The sequence below is a fragment of the Ideonella azotifigens genome (assembly GCF_021043325.1).
GTDB classification, from domain to species: domain Bacteria; phylum Pseudomonadota; class Gammaproteobacteria; order Burkholderiales; family Burkholderiaceae_C; genus Ideonella; species Ideonella azotifigens.
On the sequence record NZ_JAJNKD010000012.1, the window covers coordinates 170,235 to 185,730 of the forward strand.

Sequence of the window (15,496 nt, forward strand, 5' to 3'; positions counted from 1 at the left end):
GGCGCTCAAGGCCGCCTGGGGGCCTTCAGGCCGACAGGCCGGCCAGCAGCGGCGGGCCCTTCTTTTCCGGCGGCTTGGCGGGGAAGAAGATCACGCGCTTCAGGCGCTTCTCGTCTTCGCCAGCTTCCTGCTTGACGATTTCGCGGGCGTGGAAACGTCCCAGCGTGGCCACGGTGACATCGCCTTCGGCGGTGGCGGAGACGTTCTCGCGGATCAGTGCGAAGGTGGCACGCAGGATCTGCTCGACGCGTTTGTCGGGCACGTCACCCAGGACCTTGGGGTCGCGCAGGCGCAGTTGGGAAACGATTTCAGCGGGTTTCAAAAGGATTCTCCTCGGGCTGCGCGGAAAACAAGGCCGTCCGCGACTCTCGGCCATCAAGTCGTCGCAGCGGTCCCTGCGGTCCGGGCGGTGCGCAGCGCCTCCAGCCGCGCCAGGCGAACGGCCTGGTCCATCGCCAATGTGGCCAAGTGCAGCACCAGCCGCGCGCGGTCGATCTGCACCGTGTGGGTCAAGGCGGGCTGTTCGTGCAGCGGCTCGCAGCCGCTGGCCAGCAGCCACTGGTTGACAAGCAGCCGGTCCGCGTGGATCGCGTCCGCATGCGGCGCGGCGCCGGTCAGCAGCGCCTGCAGGAAGGCTTCGGGCGCCGCGTCCTCCTTCAGGCGGCGGCCGATCGAGCGGTTGAACGCAGCGGGGAGCTGGGGCTCGTCGGCCTGGTCGTTGAACAGTGCGCGCAGGTAGAGCTCGTTGTCGTCGGCGGTGATGTTTTCGCGCTGCTCTTCGACGCCCTGGGCATCAATGCGGCAGATCAACAGGAAGTCGGCCACGGCGTTGCGCACGTGATCGAAATTGCGCAGCGTGACCTTGCCTGGAAAGGCCTCGGTGAAGCGCTGGATGTTGGGCTGAAAGCGCACGCCGCGCCGTTCGGCCCAGTGGGCAAACCTGAGCAGCCGGCCCCGGTAGGTCTTGTGACGAATGCCCCATTGCAGGTAGGCCGAGCTTGCCCAGGCATCGTGGCGGCGCACATAGATCACGACATGCCGGTCAACCTGTGCCGGGTCCAGGCGATGCATCGCCTCTATCGCCTTGTCGGGGCGGTCAAAAAGCGATTCGCTGCTCCAGATCAGCGTGTGGATGCGACGCTCGATTGCCAGCGCCACCGTTGCGACCAGCACGCCGTGCAACTGGTCAGCGCCCTCTGCGTGAGGCAGCGCATGCAAGCGGGCTGTTTCACCGAACTTCTGCCATGCATGACGCTGCACCGGTGCATGTTCCAGCACCAGCCCCAGGTACCAGACACCCTGGGCTTCCAGCGTGTGGCGGGCATCGCGCAGCGTGGCCTGGATCGAACTGGTGCCGGTCTTGCCGCTGCCGGCGTGCAGGATCAATCGAACCGGAGGACGTGCCATCAGATGAGTTTCCGGTTCAGAGCGGCTCGCCGCCACTGCGCAGCCGCTGGTCTTCGGCTTCGAGCGCGTCCAGCCGGCGGGCGTTGGCGATGCACAGCCTGGCGAGCGCACCCAGCAAGCGGCCGTCGTCGATGCGCGGTTGCTTCGGCGTGATCGCGCCGATCTGCAGGGGCGGCTGGCCTTGTTGCACCAGCAGGGCGTCTATCGCCTGGCGGTCGGCATGGGCGTGGCGCGCCACCTGCTCGATGTCCGCTGCATGGGGGTACAAGCCCTGCAGGAATGCCGTGGGTGACGCCGCCTGTGGCAGCAGCCTGCCAACGGCCTTGTCGAAGACCATGGGCAGGGCATCGCTGTCCTGGCGGTCATTGAAGAGCGCACGAAGGAACAGCTCGGTGTCGTCAGGCGTGTGATTTTCGTGGACACGCTCCAGCGGCAGGTCGGCAAGTCCGGCGAACTCGCAGAAGTCGTCGACGACGTCGCCGGCAGCGTCGAAGTTGCGGACCGTCAGGCGACCCGGGAAGGCAGCGTCGTAGCGTGCCAGCGTGGGTGCGAAAAGCGGCTTGCGGTGGGCAACCCATTCGCCGAAGCTGCGCAGGCGGCCGGGGTAGGTCTTGTGCTTCAGGCCCCATTGGATGTACGCCGAGCGGGCCCAGGTCTCGTGGGCCCGAACATAGGCCAGCACCGCCAGGTCCAGGCCTTGTTCGCAAGCACGTTGCAGCGGCCCGAGCACCGCGTCGAAGCGGTCAAAAAAAGATTCGCTGCTCCAGATCATGCTGTGCACGCCGGCCTCGCGGCCGCGCCGAAGCGTGGCTTGCAGCACGCGGTTGAACTGCGCCTCGGCCTCCGCCTGCGGGAGGGCCAGGAACTCATCCTGTCCGCCGAAGCGTTGCCATTCGAACAGCCGCGCGGGCGAGTGTTCGAACATCAGACCCAGGTACAGCACGCCCCGTGCCTGCAGCACTGGGGCATTCGCCTTCAGCGTGGCCTGGATCGAGCTGGTGCCGGTCTTGCCGGCGCCGATGTGGAAGATCAGTTTCATGGAGCGACTCAGGCAGCGGCTGGGGCCGCCAGCGCCAGCAGTTGCACGCCGCTGCCCTTGCCCAGTGCCAGGCTGCGCAGGCAACCGGTGTGCACCAGCAGCAGCTGATGCGGCGCGCAGCGGTAGCTGACGGGTGCCACCACGGGGGGCTCGGCACCGTCGATGCCAAGGGCGTGCGCGCCTTCGGAGACCTCGGCGCTCAGCTCGCCGCCGTACAGTCCGATCACGCCATGTTCTCCGCCCGCCAGGTTGAAGTCGAGCTGCGCAAGGTCACGGGGCATCAGCGAATGCTCCTGCAGTTGCGCCAGGTTGAACTCGCTGCGGAACAGCAGGCACATGATTTCAAGGTACAGGTCGGCGGCCTTGCGCTCCAGCGAGAAGTCGCCAAGTTCGCTGCGCGAGAAGGTCCGTTGGTACACCCCCAGCTGATTCAAGCTGCGCAGCGCCAGGAACTGCTCCTGTGAAAGCCAGCCCTGCCTGGCCATCCATTCGACACGCCGTGCCTCGGTGCTGCTGAACAGGCCTGCCGCCACCTCGCGGCGAGCGGGGCGTTGCGAGGTGCTGCGTGGCAACAGCGCAAAGTCGGAGTTGTCCAGCCGCACGCTGATGTTGGCATGGCGCTTCAGCACCGCCGGGTCGCAGCTGATCGAAAAGCCCAGCAGTCCCTTGCCCATGCCGGCGGCTTCCAGGTCCGGCCTGTGAATGTCGATGTGGCCTGCGCCGATGCACTGGTCCCGCTCGAAGGCCAGCAGGCGATGGCCGGCGACATCGAAGTTGGCACAGTAGACCCAGCCCGAGATCGCGGTCTCGGAGATCTGTTCAATGAATCCCTTCAGCATTTTTTGTGTTCCCTGTCTTGAGTGTGGTGGAAGCCCAATCGGTCGGCCCCAGGCCGGCGGCCACGAGGTAGCGCCTGGCCATCTGCGCGGCGCTGAGCGGGCGGGGGAGCTGCATCTTCTTGCGCGCGCCGGGGCGGCTTGCGCACTTCAGCAGCACCCGCGCCAGGTCCTCCGGATCGTTGGGCTTGAAGTGGTGGCCGCTGGTGCCTTCGATGACTTTTTCGGCCATACCCCCCAGCGCGGGCACGATGACGGGCCGGTCGGCGGCGTAGGCCTCCTGGATCACGACCGGTGAGTTTTCCCACCACTTGCTGGCCATCAGGACGTAGTCGCAGGCCTGCATCAACCGGTGCACGTCCTGGTTGTTGTAGGGGCCGACGTATTCGATGCGCGGGTCTTTCGCCTGGGCGTCTTCGAAGCGCTTCTGGAACTCCTCGGTCACGCCGACCACGTTGCCGTGGATGCGCACGCGGATCGCGGAGGCGCCGGCAACGGTGACCGGCAGCAGGTCCAGGGCATCGAGGATCTGGTCGATGCCCTTGAAGGGGTTGATCTGGCCGAAGTAGCCGAACACGGTCAGGATCGTCCGCGCTGCGGCCTCGCTGCGCTGCCAGGGCAGGCCGGCAGGGCTGCGGTGGGGTGGTGGCCTGTCGGTGGTGGGAGGCGGTGGCACATAGCCGGCCAGGCCGTTCTCTATCACCACCAGTTGCTGCTTCGGGATGCCCCAGGCGATGAAGCGGCTGGCGAGGAAGTGGCTGGGCGAGACCAGTCGCGTCATCTGGCCCATGGCCGCCAGGAAGGACTGCTTGCGCACGTTGAATTCCTCTGCGTCGTGCTCGGGGAAGCAGCCTGCGCAGCGCACCGAACCTGCTGCCTCGCAGAGCTTCTTGTGCGGCCGGGTCACCATCTGGCCGTGGTGGTGGCAAATGGCCAGGAACTCGTGCAGCACCAGCACCGAAGGCACGGGGAAGCGCTCGGCCAGGCGGCGCACGGTGTTGATGCCGATGAACAGGAAGTGGTGGAAGACCATTGCGCTGGGCTGCAGCGTCTGGACCAGTTCGGCTACGGCGCCGAGCTGGCTGGGCTCGGCGAGGTGGAAGTAGTGGTCGTAGCGCGCCGGTTGGTAGGCGATGGTGTGTTCATCCGGCGTCTCGAAACGCAGCTTGGCCAACTGGGCCTCCGGGCACATCGCGACGAACGCGGCCTTCTGGCCCAGCGCCAGCAGGCCCTTGTAGAGCGTGTACGCGCTGACCTCGGCGCCGCCTTTGCTGATGGATGGATGGGCGTGCGAGAAGACGACGATCATGGTGCTGCCCGGTGGCCCTCGTCCTGCTGCTGCCAGCGCAGGATCAGCTGCTGGTTGACCCGGTCGTGCAGCGGCATGCTGGTCGGCCGGCTCAGGCGCAGGCAATGCGGCGCGGCTGCAGCACGCGAGCGCACCGGCGGCCGGGGCAGCGCGTTGGTGCGCCAGTAGCCGGGCAGCAGCGTAGGGGCCTGCACGCGGTGCGCCTCGAAGGCGGCGGTGTGCCAGGCAAAGGCCTGGCTTTCGTGGCCGGTCTCGGCCTGGCTGCCCTTGAAGAATTCGATGTCCAGGTAGTCGATCTCACTGCTGGCTTGCTGCAGGTGGCTTTGCACGGCCTCGGTGCCGGCCGGCGTGAGCAGCACGGCGGGGCCGAGGAAGGCAAAGCGCCGCACTGTGCAGGTGGCCAAAAGGTCCGGCAGCAGCGACCAGCTTTCGGCGCCGGCGGCCAGCCGGGCGATGGCCAGCGGCATGCGCGGGTGGCTGCTGGCGCGCAGTTCGCTGAGCCAGCCGGCCCAGGTGCCGGGCGCCATCGTGGCGGGCAGCAGGATGACCAGGCCCAGGTCAGGTGCCGCGATGCGGCGCAGGCAGCTGGCCAGCGCGTCCAGCACCAGCAGCTGGTGCTGCTGCGCCTGCGGCAGCACGCAGACGATGGCCTTGGCCATGGGCTGCCGCTTGACCCAGGTCATCTGCTTGTCCCGGCTCTGGCGCAGCAGCGAGGCAGCCGAGTGCACCAGCTCGTCCAGCCAGGGCATGCATTCGATGCCGGGCAGGATGGCATTGATGCTGGCCAGGTCCAGCTGGTAGTCGGTGCAGCGGATGGTTTCCAGCGTCAGCTCGTGCAGGCAGGTGCTGTGGTCCTCGAAGTCGAAGCGCAGCATCCAGGTGTCGAGGTTGTCGGGCTTGGAGTCGCTGCGCAGCACGCAGCTGAAGCCGGCGGTGGCCGTGCGGTCGGCCATGGTCGGGAAGCTGGCCGCCAGGTCCTTGCGCGGGGTGAAGGCCAGCGTGCCGGGTTCCAGTTCATAGAGGGCCTGGCCGAGCCTGGCCCTCACCATGCGCGGATGGCTCATCGGGTGCAATAGCCAGCCCGAGAGCACGATGCCGAAGTTGGGGATCACCAGGCAGTGGTCGATGCCGATCTTGATGCCCAGGGTGTCGAATCGCTGGGCCACCGGCGTCCAGGGCAGGCAGGCGCGCATCAGCGCCAGCAGCTCGCAGCCGCGCTCGGCCTGCGCCGGACCGGCGCGGGCGATCAGCGCCTCGGCCTCGCCCAGGGCCTCGGCCAGCCTGGGCTTGCGCAGTGGCTGCACGGCGCACAGCCATTCCTGCGCCTGGCCGGCAAAGGCGATTTGCGCCGGGTGCTGCAGCTGGGCCAGGTCCAGCCCGTCGGCCACATGCAGCACGCCTGCGAAGGCCCAGGCCTCTTCGGGCAGGTCGGGCCGCGGCGCGGCGACCACGGCCAGCGCGGCCGGGCGCTTGTGCCCGTCGCTGAGCACGAGCATCGCGCAAAGCGTGGGCTGGCGGGCGCGCATCCAGCCGCCGATCAGCAAATGGGTGTCGGACAGCCGGGCGGCGAACTCGATCACGCCGCTCTGGCGCTGCGGGTCCTGGCGCAGCGGCTGAGCCAGCGAAGCATAGGACTTGCGCGCCAGGCGTCGCAGCTCCGGTGCGAGCGGGCCGGGCTCGCCTTCGATGAAGTCGCTGCGTTCGGTCGAGCTGCGCAGCTGTTGCAGGTCGCCGAAGGTCCACTCAAGCGCGGTGGGCAGGTCTTCCTCGCGGTCGTTGCAGCGCACGTGCAGGCTGGCCAGCGGGCTGATGTCGGTCAGCGTGGCAATGCGCAGCAGTTCGTCGGTATCGAAGGCGAACGAGGTGGGCATGTCGCGCTTGCTGCCCAGCCAGATGTCGGACCGTGTGCCCTGCAGCGTGGTCTCGGCCAGCGGCCGGTCGTCGCACCACAGCGTGATCGTCGGCAACTCGCTGCCGCTTTGATGGGCGGCCCAGCCGACCAGGCCGCGCATGAGGTCCAGCGCTTCCACATAGCCGCGGTAGGGCGAGTCATGCGGAGCGTCTTGCGCGTGCTGGGGCGCCCGGCTGCGTGGCGGCCGAGGGCGCATTTCCAGGGCGGCGGCGCTGAGCAGCCCCAGCATCGGGCCGTTCATTGCGCGCGGCCAGCGGGTTGGCGTGCGGGAGCAAACAGCGATGGCAGCGGGGCAGGGGCAGTCTTGAGCATGGGGCGCGAGCCTGAGCGGTTCCAAACACGGTAGGGCGTGCAGGAAGGCTTGCGCCAGCGACGCGGGTCAGGCGGCGTGGGCGGCGGTGTGCGCATCTCCCTGCGGTCGGCCGGGCGCATGGCCCCGGCGCGTCACGCGGCTCTGCCTTGCTACTTCTGCAAGCCGCGATATGCGAAAGATAGGTTTGCGCAGCGTCAATTCCGTGACGGATGTCATGGTCCCCCCACGCTCGTGGGGTGCGCCAGCAACGGTGCCCACCGTCGCCGTGCTCAAAGGGGCGCCTCTTTTTGGTCGCCGCTTCAGTTTGCGTTGGGGGGCGGCTTGCGGTCCATGTGCGCTGGCATCGCGACCAGTTGGCCGTCCAGCTTGCGGCAGGTGCCGGTCAAGGCCTTGCCGTCCTTCAGCGTGAAGCTGACGCTGGCGCCTTCGGCGTGGCCCACGCAGGCCTGCACGGCCTCGGGTGGTGGGCTGGGCGGGCGGCCACGGTCCCCGCCGGGCGGGCCATCCTGCGCCTGGGCGGTGCAGGCGAGGGCCAGGGCTGCAAGGCTCGCGCCCAGCGTGCGGGCGGCGGCCGGGAAAATCAGGGAGAAAGTCTTCATGGCTTGTCCAAGCTCAAACAAAGTGAATGGGCCGGATGTTCGACTGCCTGCTTTGCCTTCGCGTTGCCTGACATTGCCGCTTGGTGACGCCCACGCGATGCGAGGCGACAGATCAGGCGCCACACGCGGCGCTGGTTTCAGGCGGGCGTCAGGCGGGATTGCTAACCTTGCCCGGCGCCATCAAGAGCCAAAGCCAACAGGAGACAAATCAGATGCCGTCGTACACCGATTTCTACCGCCGCTCGATCGACGAGCGCGACAGTTTCTGGGCCGAGCAGGCCGCGCTGATCGAGTGGCAGCGGCCGTTCGACCAGGTCTGCGATGCGACAGATCCCCGATTCCCGAAGTGGTTTGCCGGCGGGCTGACCAACCTCTGTCACAACGCGGTGGACCGGCACCTGCGCGAGCGGGCCGACCAGGCGGCACTGATCTTTGTCTCCAGCGAAACCGGCGTGGAGAAGACCTGGAGCTTTCGCGAGCTGCATGCCGAGGTGCAGCGCTTCGCGGCCATCCTGAAGGCGCAGGGCGTGGGCTGCGGCGACCGGGTGCTGATCTACATGCCGATGATCGCCGAGGCGGCATTTGCGATGCTGGCCTGCGTGCGCATCGGCGCGATCCATTCGGTGGTCTTCGGCGGTTTTGCCAGCCACGCACTGTCCAGCCGCATCGACGATGCGCAGCCGGTGCTGGTCGTCAGCGCCGATGCCGGCATGCGCGGCGGCAAGGTGGTGGCCTACAAGCCGCTGCTGGACGAGGCGATCGAACTCGCTTCGCACAAGCCGGCCAAGGTGCTGATGGTGGACCGGGGGCTGGTGGACTTTGCACCTGTGCCAGGCCGTGACCTGGACTTCGCGGCCGAGCGCGCGGCCCGGATGGACGCCGTGGTGCCCTGCGAATGGGTGGACAGCGCGCACCCCAGCTACATCCTCTACACCAGCGGCACGACGGGCAGGCCCAAGGGCGTGCAGCGCGACACCGGCGGCTACGCGGTGGCGCTGGCGGCCAGCATGCGCCACATCTACATGGCGCAGCCTGGCGAGACCTTCTTCTCCACCAGCGACATCGGCTGGGTCGTCGGCCACAGCTACATCGTCTACGGGCCGCTGCTCAATGGCACCGCTACCGTGATGTACGAAGGCTTGCCGACCCGCCCGGACGCGGCGGTCTGGTGGCGCATCGTCGAGCAGTACAAGGTCAACGTGATGTTCAGCGCACCCACGGCCGCGCGGGTGCTGAAGAAGCAGGACCCGGCCTGCCTGACACGGCATGACCTGTCCAGCCTGAAGGCGCTGTTCCTGGCCGGCGAGCCGCTGGACGAGCCGACGGCGACCTGGATGTCCGAGGCCATCGGCAAACCGGTGATCGACAACTACTGGCAGACGGAAACCGGCTGGCCGATCCTGGCGATCTGCAATGGCGTGGAGCCGGCGCCGACGCGCTACGGCTCGCCGGGCATGGCGGTCTATGGCTTCGACGTGCGGCTGATCGACGAGACCAGCGGCGAGGAGATCACCGAGCCCAACCACAAAGGCGTGATCGCCGTGCAGGGCCCCCTGCCGCCCGGCTGCCTGCAGACGGTCTGGGGCGACGACGAGCGTTATGTGAAGACCTATTGGTCCAGCGTGCCGGGCAGGGCGCTCTACAGCAGCTTCGACTGGGGCGTGCGCGACGCCGATGGCTACTACTTCATCCTGGGCCGCACCGACGACGTGATCAACGTGGCGGGCCACCGGCTGGGCACGCGCGAGATCGAGGAAAGCATCAGCAGCCACGCCGCGGTGGCCGAGGTTGCGGTGCTTGGCGTGGCCGATGCGCTGAAAGGCCAGGTGGCGATGGCCTTCGTGGTGCTGAAGGATGCCGCACTGGCCGCCGAGCCGGCCGACGCGCTGAAGCTCGAGGGCGCGATCATGAAGCAGGTCGACGAGCAACTCGGCGCCGTGGCCAGGCCGGCGCGGGTGCGATTTGTCAGCCTGCTGCCCAAGACCCGCAGCGGCAAGCTGCTGCGCCGCGCAATGCAGGCGGTCTGCGAAGGCCGGGACCCGGGCGACCTGACGACGATGGACGATCCTGGTGCACTGCAGCAAATCAAGGACCTGCTTGGCGGGCCGGATGCGCGGCCTGCTTAAGTGTTCGAGCGCCAAGAAATTTCGGCCGGTTACGGCGCAAATTCCGCATCGTGAGATCGAACTTCAAAAAAGCACCCCATTGAATCGGCTGGCAAATCAAAATCCAGGACTGGCTTTTGTGGTCGCGCAACGCGTGACCGCTGTTCTCCCCTCTCTCTCAGGAAAACCGCCTTGAGCAATTCGCAGCCCACCATCATCTACACCTTGACCGATGAGGCGCCGCTGCTGGCGACAGCCGCCTTCCTGCCGGTCATTCGCACGTTTGCGCGGCCGGCCGGCATCCAGGTCGAACAGAGTGACATCTCGGTCGCCGCGCGCATCCTGGGCGAGTTCCCCGAATTCCTGACCGAAGCCCAGCGCGTGCCCAACACGCTGGCCGAGCTCGGCAAGAAGACGCTGGAACCCGATGCCAACATCATCAAGCTGCCCAACATCAGCGCTTCCCAGCACCAGCTGACCAGCGCGATCAAGGAACTGCAGGCCAAGGGCTACGCGCTGCCGGACTTCCCGGAAGACCCGAAGACCGACGACGAGAAGAAGATCCGCACGCGCTATGCCAAGTGCCTGGGCAGCGCGGTGAACCCGGTGCTGCGTGAAGGCAACTCGGACCGCCGCGCCCCGGCCGCGGTCAAGAACTACGCCCGCAAGCATCCGCACTCGATGGGTGAGTGGAGCATGGCTTCACGCAGCCACGTGGCGCACATGACGCACGGTGACTTCTATCACGGCGAAAAGTCGATGACGCTGGACAAGGCGCGCGACGTGCGGATGGAACTGGTCACCGCGGACGGCAAGACCATCGTGCTGAAGCCCAAGGTTTCGCTGCTCGAAGGCGAGATCATCGACAGCATGTTCATGAGCAAGAAGGCGCTGTGCGACTTCTACGAAAAGCAGTTCGAAGATGCGCGGGCGACGGGCGTGATGCTGTCACTGCACGTCAAGGCCACGATGATGAAGGTCTCGCACCCCATCGTCTTCGGCCATGCGGTGAAGATCTTCTACAAGGAAGCCTTCGAGAAACACGGCAAGCTCTTCGACGAGCTGGGCGTGAACGTCAACAACGGCATGGTCAATCTGTACGACAAGATTGCCACGCTGCCGACCTCCAAGCGTGAAGAGATCATCCGCGACCTGCACGCCTGCCATGAGCATCGCCCGGAGCTGGCGATGGTGGACTCGGCCAAGGGCATCACCAACCTGCACGCGCCGAACGACGTCATCGTCGACGCCTCGATGCCGGCCATGATCCGCATTGGCGGCAAGATGTGGGGCGCCGATGGCAAACCCAAGGACACCAAGGCGGTGATCCCGGAATCGACCTTTGCCCGCATCTACCAGGAAGTCATCAACTTCTGCAAGACCAACGGCAACTTCGACCCGCGCACCATGGGCACCGTGCCCAACGTGGGCCTGATGGCGCAGCAAGCCGAGGAATACGGCTCGCACGACAAGACCTTCGAAGTCACCGAAGGCGGCGTGGCCAACATCGTCGACATCGCCACCGGTGAAGTGCTGCTGAGCCAGACGGTGGAGGCCGGCGACATCTGGCGCATGTGCCAGGTCAAGGACGCGCCGATCCGCGACTGGGTCAAGCTGGCCGTCAACCGTGCGCGCAATTCGGGCATGACCACCATCTTCTGGCTGGACCCGTATCGTCCGCACGAAGCCGAGCTGATCAAGAAGGTCAACACCTACCTGTTGGACCACGACACCAGCGGGCTGGACATCCAGATCATGTCGCAGGTGCGGGCGATGCGTTACACGCTGGAGCGCGTGATCCGCGGCCTGGACACCATCTCGGCGACCGGCAACATCCTGCGCGACTACCTGACCGACCTGTTCCCCATCATGGAACTGGGCACCAGCGCGAAGATGCTGTCCATCGTGCCGCTGATGGCCGGTGGCGGCATGTACGAGACGGGGGCCGGCGGCTCGGCGCCCAAGCATGTGCAGCAGCTGGTGGAAGAAAACCACCTGCGCTGGGATTCGCTGGGCGAGTTCCTGGCCCTGGCCGTCAGCCTGGAAGACCTGGGCCTGAAGACCGGCAACGCCAAGGCCAAGCTGCTGGCCAAGACGCTGGACGCCGCCACCGGCAAGCTGCTGGACAACAACAAGAACCCGTCCCCCAAGACCGGCCAGCTGGACAACCGCGGCAGCCAGTTCTACCTGGCCATGTACTGGGCCCAGGAACTGGCCGCGCAGACGGACGACAAGGAACTGGCAGCCCACTTCGGTCCGCTGGCCAAGAACCTGACCGAAAACGAGCCCACCATCGTCGCCGAGCTGGCAGCGGTGCAGGGCAAGCCGGTCGACATTGGCGGCTACTACCAGCCGGACGCCGAAAAGCTCAAGGCCGTGATGTGCCCCAGCAAGACCTTCAACGCCGCGCTGGAAGCCGCGCACAGTTGAGCCAGTCCCCGCGACTGAACACCAACGGCCACCTTCGGGTGGCCGTTTTTCATGGGGATGGGTGAGCGATCGTTCGTGGCAGGAGAAGCCTTGCTCATCGATCTCCGTGCACGCGCCGCCAAGCCTTCGTTCATCATTGGGTCTGCGACGGTTGCCGGCTTGGTGCTTACCGGTGCCTCTCCCCGTTGTCTCGTCCGCCCGACCGGGGTGAAACGAGGCAGTGCAAGCGGCCTTCGCTTCCCTCACACTTGCTGTCTGTCCGCTCCGCAGCTTCCGCCGCCGCCCCGCATGCGCTTCGATCTGGTCACGCTCAACCTGGTGCTCGCCATTGCCGAGACGCGCAACATCACGCGGGCGGCTGAGCGTGAGCACCTTGCGCTGGCGGCAGCCAGCAAACGGCTGAAGGACCTGGAGACGCGGCTGGGCGTGCAGCTGTTCGAGCGCCGCGCACGCGGTGTCGAGACCACCGAGGCCGGCCGCGCGCTGGTGCGCCACATCCGCAGCCTGCATGCCTCGCTGCATGCGCTGGAGAGCGAGGTGGTGGAATTCAGCCGCGGCATCAAGGGTCATTTGCGCATTGCCGCGAATGCCGGCGCCATCGCCGAGGCCCTGCCGGCCGACCTGGCGGCGTTCTCCCGCGAGCACCCGCAGATCCGCATCAGCCTGGAAGACCTGACCAGCGCCGACGTGCAGACGGCGGTGGCCGAGGGCAGGGCGGACATCGGCATCTTCGCGCCGCCCTTGATCGATCCACGGCTGCGGGCCTGGCCTTATCGCACCGGCGAGCTGGCGGTGGTGATGCCGCGTGGCCATGCGCTGGCCAGCCGGCCCGCGCCGCTGCCGTTCGACGCCTTGCTGGATTTCGACATCGTCGGCCTGCACATTGGTGCCTCGGTGCACGAACTGATGCTGCAGCGAGCGCTGGAACGTGGCCGAACGCTGAACGCGCGGCTGCAGGTGCGCGGCTTCGACGCCATTGCCCAGTTGGTGGATGCCGGCCTGGGTGTGGCGGTGTTGCCAGCCGCCGTGGCGCACCGCTTCGCCAAGCTGTTCGCCATCGAAGTGCGGGCGCTGGACGAGCCCTGGGCGCAGCGCCGCTACCTGCTGGCCGCGCGCGAACAGGCGGTGCTGCCAACCGTGGTGCAGCGCTTTGCCGATGCCCTGCGAACACTCGCCGGCACCGAGGCCGAGCCGGCGCTGCCGGACCCGCGCCGCAGCCCGGCCATGCCGACGAATCCTTGATCGGAATCCCCGACAATCCTTCTCCTGCGGCCACCAGCCGCCTTGACAAGCCAGACGCCATGACCACCGCACGCACCCTGTACGACAAGTTGTGGGACGAACACGTCGTCCACACCGAAGAAGACGGCACTGCCACGCTCTACATCGACCGCCACCTGGTGCACGAAGTGACCAGCCCGCAGGCCTTCGAGGGGCTGGAGATCGCACGCAGGCCGGTGTGGCGGCTGTCGGCCAACCTGGCGGTGAGCGACCACAACGTGCCGACCACCGATCGCTCGCAAGGCATTGCCGACCCGATCTCCAGGCTGCAGGTCGACACGCTGGACGCCAATTGCGACCGCTACGGCATCACGCAGTTCAAGATGAGCGACAAGCGCCAGGGCATCGTGCACGTGATCGGTCCGGAGCAGGGCGCCACGCTGCCGGGCATGACGGTGGTCTGCGGCGACAGCCATACCAGCACGCATGGCGCATTTGGCGCGCTGGCGCACGGCATTGGCACCAGCGAGGTCGAGCATGTGCTGGCCACGCAGACGCTGCTGGCCAAGAAGGCGAAGAACATGCTGGTCAAGGTCGAGGGCCAGACGAGCAAGGGCGTGGGCGCGAAGGACATCGTGCTGGCCATCATCGGCAAGATCGGCACGGCCGGCGGCACCGGCTACACCATCGAGTTCGCTGGCGCTGCCATCCGTGCGCTGAGCATGGAAGGCCGCATGACGGTCTGCAACATGGCCATCGAGGCCGGTGCGCGTGCCGGCCTGGTGGCGGTCGACCAGACCACGATCGACTACGTGCAGGGCCGGCCGTTCAGCCCGAACAGCGTGGAGATGGAACATGCGGTGGCCCACTGGCGCACGCTGCACAGCGACCCGGGCGCACATTTCGACAAGGTGGTCGAGCTGGACGCCGCGCAGATCCGCCCGCAGGTCACCTGGGGCACATCGCCGGAGATGGTGCTGTCCATCGAGGACCGGGTGCCGGATCCGGACAAGGAAAAGGACAGCGTCAAGCGCGGCGCCATCGAACGTGCGCTGCAGTACATGGCGCTGGAGCCGAACAAGGCGATGTCGGACATCCGCATCGACAAGGTCTTCATTGGCTCGTGCACTAACAGCCGCATCGAGGACATGCGCGAGGCGGCGGCCGTGGTGCGCCGCGTGGGCGGGCGAATTGCGCCCAACGTCAAGCTGGCGCTGGTGGTGCCAGGCTCTGGCCTGGTGAAGGCGCAGGCCGAGGCCGAGGGGCTGGACGAGGTCTTCAAGGCCGCGGGCTTCGAATGGCGAGAGCCGGGCTGCAGCATGTGCCTGGCGATGAATGCCGACCGGCTGGAGCCGGGCGAGCGTTGCGCCTCGACCAGCAACCGCAATTTCGAAGGCCGCCAGGGCGCTGGCGGCCGCACCCACCTGGTCAGCCCGGCAATGGCCGCCGCAGCTGCGATGGCCGGACATTTCGTCGACGTGCGTCGTGTGGCTTGAATACGCTTGAGGAGCGGATGATGTTGAAGAAGTTGAGCGTGACCCTGGCTTCCCTGCTGCTGCTGGCGCTGGTCGGTTGCAACACCGTCGAAGGCATGGGCAAGGACATTTCCAAGGCTGGTGACGCCATTGAAGGCGCCGCCAAGAAGTCCAAGTAACCCGGGTTCAGTGATGCAAGCCTTCACCCTTCACAAGGGCCTCGTGGCCCCGATGGACCGGGAAAACGTCGACACCGACGCGATCATCCCCAAGCAGTTCCTGAAGTCCATCAAGCGCACCGGCTTCGGCCCGAACCTGTTCGACGAATGGCGTTACCTGGATCATGGCGAGCCGGGCCAGGACCCGGGCACACGCCGCGCCAACCCGGACTTCGTGCTGAACCAGCCGCGCTACACCGGCGCCTCGGTGCTGCTGGCGCGCCAGAACTTCGGCTGCGGCTCCAGCCGCGAGCACGCGCCCTGGGCGCTGGAGCAGTACGGTTTTCGTGCGCTGATCGCCCCCAGCTTTGCCGACATCTTCTTCAACAACTGCTTCAAGAACGGCGTGTTGCCCATCGTGCTGCCGGAGTCGGCGGTGAACCAGTTGTTCGACGAGGTCAAGGCCTTCCCTGGCTACCAGCTGACGGTGGACCTGCCGCGCCAGGTGGTGATCAAGCCGGACGGGGCCGAGATCCCGTTCGACGTGCAACCCTTCCGCAAGTATTGCCTCGTCAACGGCTTCGACGACATCGGCCTGACGCTGCGCCACTCCGACAAGATCAAGGCCTTCGAGGCCGAGCGCCTGGCCCGCATGCCCTGGCTGGCCCAGCGCGTGCGCTGATTCAGATTCC

General features: G+C 66.9%; 13 protein-coding genes. 6 read left to right on the top strand and 7 right to left on the bottom strand.

Translation table 11 applies throughout. The annotated features are described in order from the left end of the window. Positions 1-25 precede the first annotated feature (25 nt). The 7 genes from LRH25_RS22665 to LRH25_RS22695 all read right to left on the bottom strand — a co-directional run bounded on the left by LRH25_RS22665 (position 26) and on the right by LRH25_RS22695 (position 7,415). Positions 26-322: a hypothetical protein gene (locus tag LRH25_RS22665; RefSeq protein WP_141289618.1), complete on the bottom strand. Its 297-nt coding sequence runs from the start codon at positions 320-322 to the stop codon at positions 26-28. A 53-nt stretch (positions 323-375) separates the two neighbouring features. Next, on the bottom strand, positions 376-1,407 hold the full coding sequence (locus LRH25_RS22670) for a hypothetical protein (RefSeq protein ID WP_141289617.1): 1,032 nt from the start codon (positions 1,405-1,407) through the stop codon (positions 376-378). 16 nt (positions 1,408-1,423) lie between these two features. Then, on the bottom strand, positions 1,424-2,446 hold the full coding sequence (locus LRH25_RS22675) for a hypothetical protein (RefSeq protein ID WP_141289616.1): 1,023 nt from the start codon (positions 2,444-2,446) through the stop codon (positions 1,424-1,426). 8 nt (positions 2,447-2,454) lie between these two features. Beyond that, positions 2,455-3,285 (bottom strand): hypothetical protein, encoded by an 831-nt coding sequence (locus LRH25_RS22680; protein ID WP_141289615.1) that lies wholly within the window; start codon positions 3,283-3,285, stop codon positions 2,455-2,457. Further along, positions 3,266-4,591: a glycosyltransferase gene (locus LRH25_RS22685; protein WP_141289614.1), complete on the bottom strand. Its 1,326-nt coding sequence runs from the start codon at positions 4,589-4,591 to the stop codon at positions 3,266-3,268. Before LRH25_RS22685 ends, LRH25_RS22680 begins: the two co-directional genes overlap by 20 nt. Beyond that, on the bottom strand, positions 4,588-6,744 hold the full coding sequence (locus tag LRH25_RS22690; protein ID WP_231012287.1) for a hypothetical protein: 2,157 nt from the start codon (positions 6,742-6,744) through the stop codon (positions 4,588-4,590). The genes LRH25_RS22685 and LRH25_RS22690 overlap by 4 nt, the downstream gene beginning before the upstream one ends. Positions 6,745-7,115: 371 nt before the next feature. After that, on the bottom strand, positions 7,116-7,415 hold the full coding sequence (locus LRH25_RS22695) for a hypothetical protein (protein WP_231012288.1): 300 nt from the start codon (positions 7,413-7,415) through the stop codon (positions 7,116-7,118). Between the two features lie 179 nt (positions 7,416-7,594). Here LRH25_RS22695 and LRH25_RS22700 point away from each other — a divergent pair, with 179 nt between their 5' ends. The 6 genes from LRH25_RS22700 to leuD all read left to right on the top strand — a co-directional run bounded on the left by LRH25_RS22700 (position 7,595) and on the right by leuD (position 15,486). Beyond that, a complete protein-coding gene (locus LRH25_RS22700) occupies positions 7,595-9,541 on the top strand; it encodes a propionate--CoA ligase (RefSeq protein WP_259372450.1) in 1,947 nt (648 codons plus the stop codon). Between the two features lie 171 nt (positions 9,542-9,712). Continuing rightward, the gene (locus LRH25_RS22705; protein WP_141288524.1) at positions 9,713-11,950 is read left to right on the top strand and encodes an NADP-dependent isocitrate dehydrogenase; all 2,238 of its coding nucleotides are present in this window, start codon (positions 9,713-9,715) and stop codon (positions 11,948-11,950) included. Positions 11,951-12,238: 288 nt separating this feature from the next. Further along, positions 12,239-13,192 (top strand): LysR substrate-binding domain-containing protein, encoded by a 954-nt coding sequence (locus LRH25_RS22710; protein ID WP_231012289.1) that lies wholly within the window; start codon positions 12,239-12,241, stop codon positions 13,190-13,192. Between the two features lie 59 nt (positions 13,193-13,251). Beyond that, the gene (gene leuC, locus LRH25_RS22715; RefSeq protein WP_141288925.1) at positions 13,252-14,667 is read left to right on the top strand and encodes a 3-isopropylmalate dehydratase large subunit; all 1,416 of its coding nucleotides are present in this window, start codon (positions 13,252-13,254) and stop codon (positions 14,665-14,667) included. Between the two features lie 20 nt (positions 14,668-14,687). Beyond that, complete coding sequence (locus LRH25_RS22720) at positions 14,688-14,825, top strand: entericidin A/B family lipoprotein (protein ID WP_141288923.1); 138 nt, start codon at positions 14,688-14,690, stop codon at positions 14,823-14,825. A gap of 13 nt (positions 14,826-14,838) precedes the next feature. Beyond that, positions 14,839-15,486, top strand: a complete 648-nt coding sequence (gene leuD / locus LRH25_RS22725; protein WP_141288921.1) for a 3-isopropylmalate dehydratase small subunit — start codon at positions 14,839-14,841, stop codon at positions 15,484-15,486. Positions 15,487-15,496: the final 10 nt, after the last annotated feature.

Bases quoted from the DNA above. Each gene is read 5' to 3' on its own strand.
- LRH25_RS22670 (WP_141289617.1), bottom strand. From the start codon at position 1,407: ATGGCACGTCCTCCGGTTCGATTGATCCTGCACGCCGGCAGCGGCAAG.
- LRH25_RS22675 (WP_141289616.1), bottom strand. From the start codon at position 2,446: ATGAAACTGATCTTCCACATCGGCGCCGGCAAGACCGGCACCAGCTCG.
- LRH25_RS22680 (WP_141289615.1), bottom strand. From the start codon at position 3,285: ATGCTGAAGGGATTCATTGAACAGATCTCCGAGACCGCGATCTCGGGC.
- LRH25_RS22685 (WP_141289614.1), bottom strand. From the start codon at position 4,591: ATGATCGTCGTCTTCTCGCACGCCCATCCATCCATCAGCAAAGGCGGC.
- LRH25_RS22690 (WP_231012287.1), bottom strand. From the start codon at position 6,744: ATGAACGGCCCGATGCTGGGGCTGCTCAGCGCCGCCGCCCTGGAAATG.
- LRH25_RS22695 (WP_231012288.1), bottom strand. From the start codon at position 7,415: ATGAAGACTTTCTCCCTGATTTTCCCGGCCGCCGCCCGCACGCTGGGC.
- LRH25_RS22710 (WP_231012289.1), top strand. From the start codon at position 12,239: ATGCGCTTCGATCTGGTCACGCTCAACCTGGTGCTCGCCATTGCCGAG.
- leuC (WP_141288925.1), top strand. From the start codon at position 13,252: ATGACCACCGCACGCACCCTGTACGACAAGTTGTGGGACGAACACGTC.
- LRH25_RS22720 (WP_141288923.1), top strand. From the start codon at position 14,688: ATGTTGAAGAAGTTGAGCGTGACCCTGGCTTCCCTGCTGCTGCTGGCG.
- leuD (WP_141288921.1), top strand. From the start codon at position 14,839: ATGCAAGCCTTCACCCTTCACAAGGGCCTCGTGGCCCCGATGGACCGG.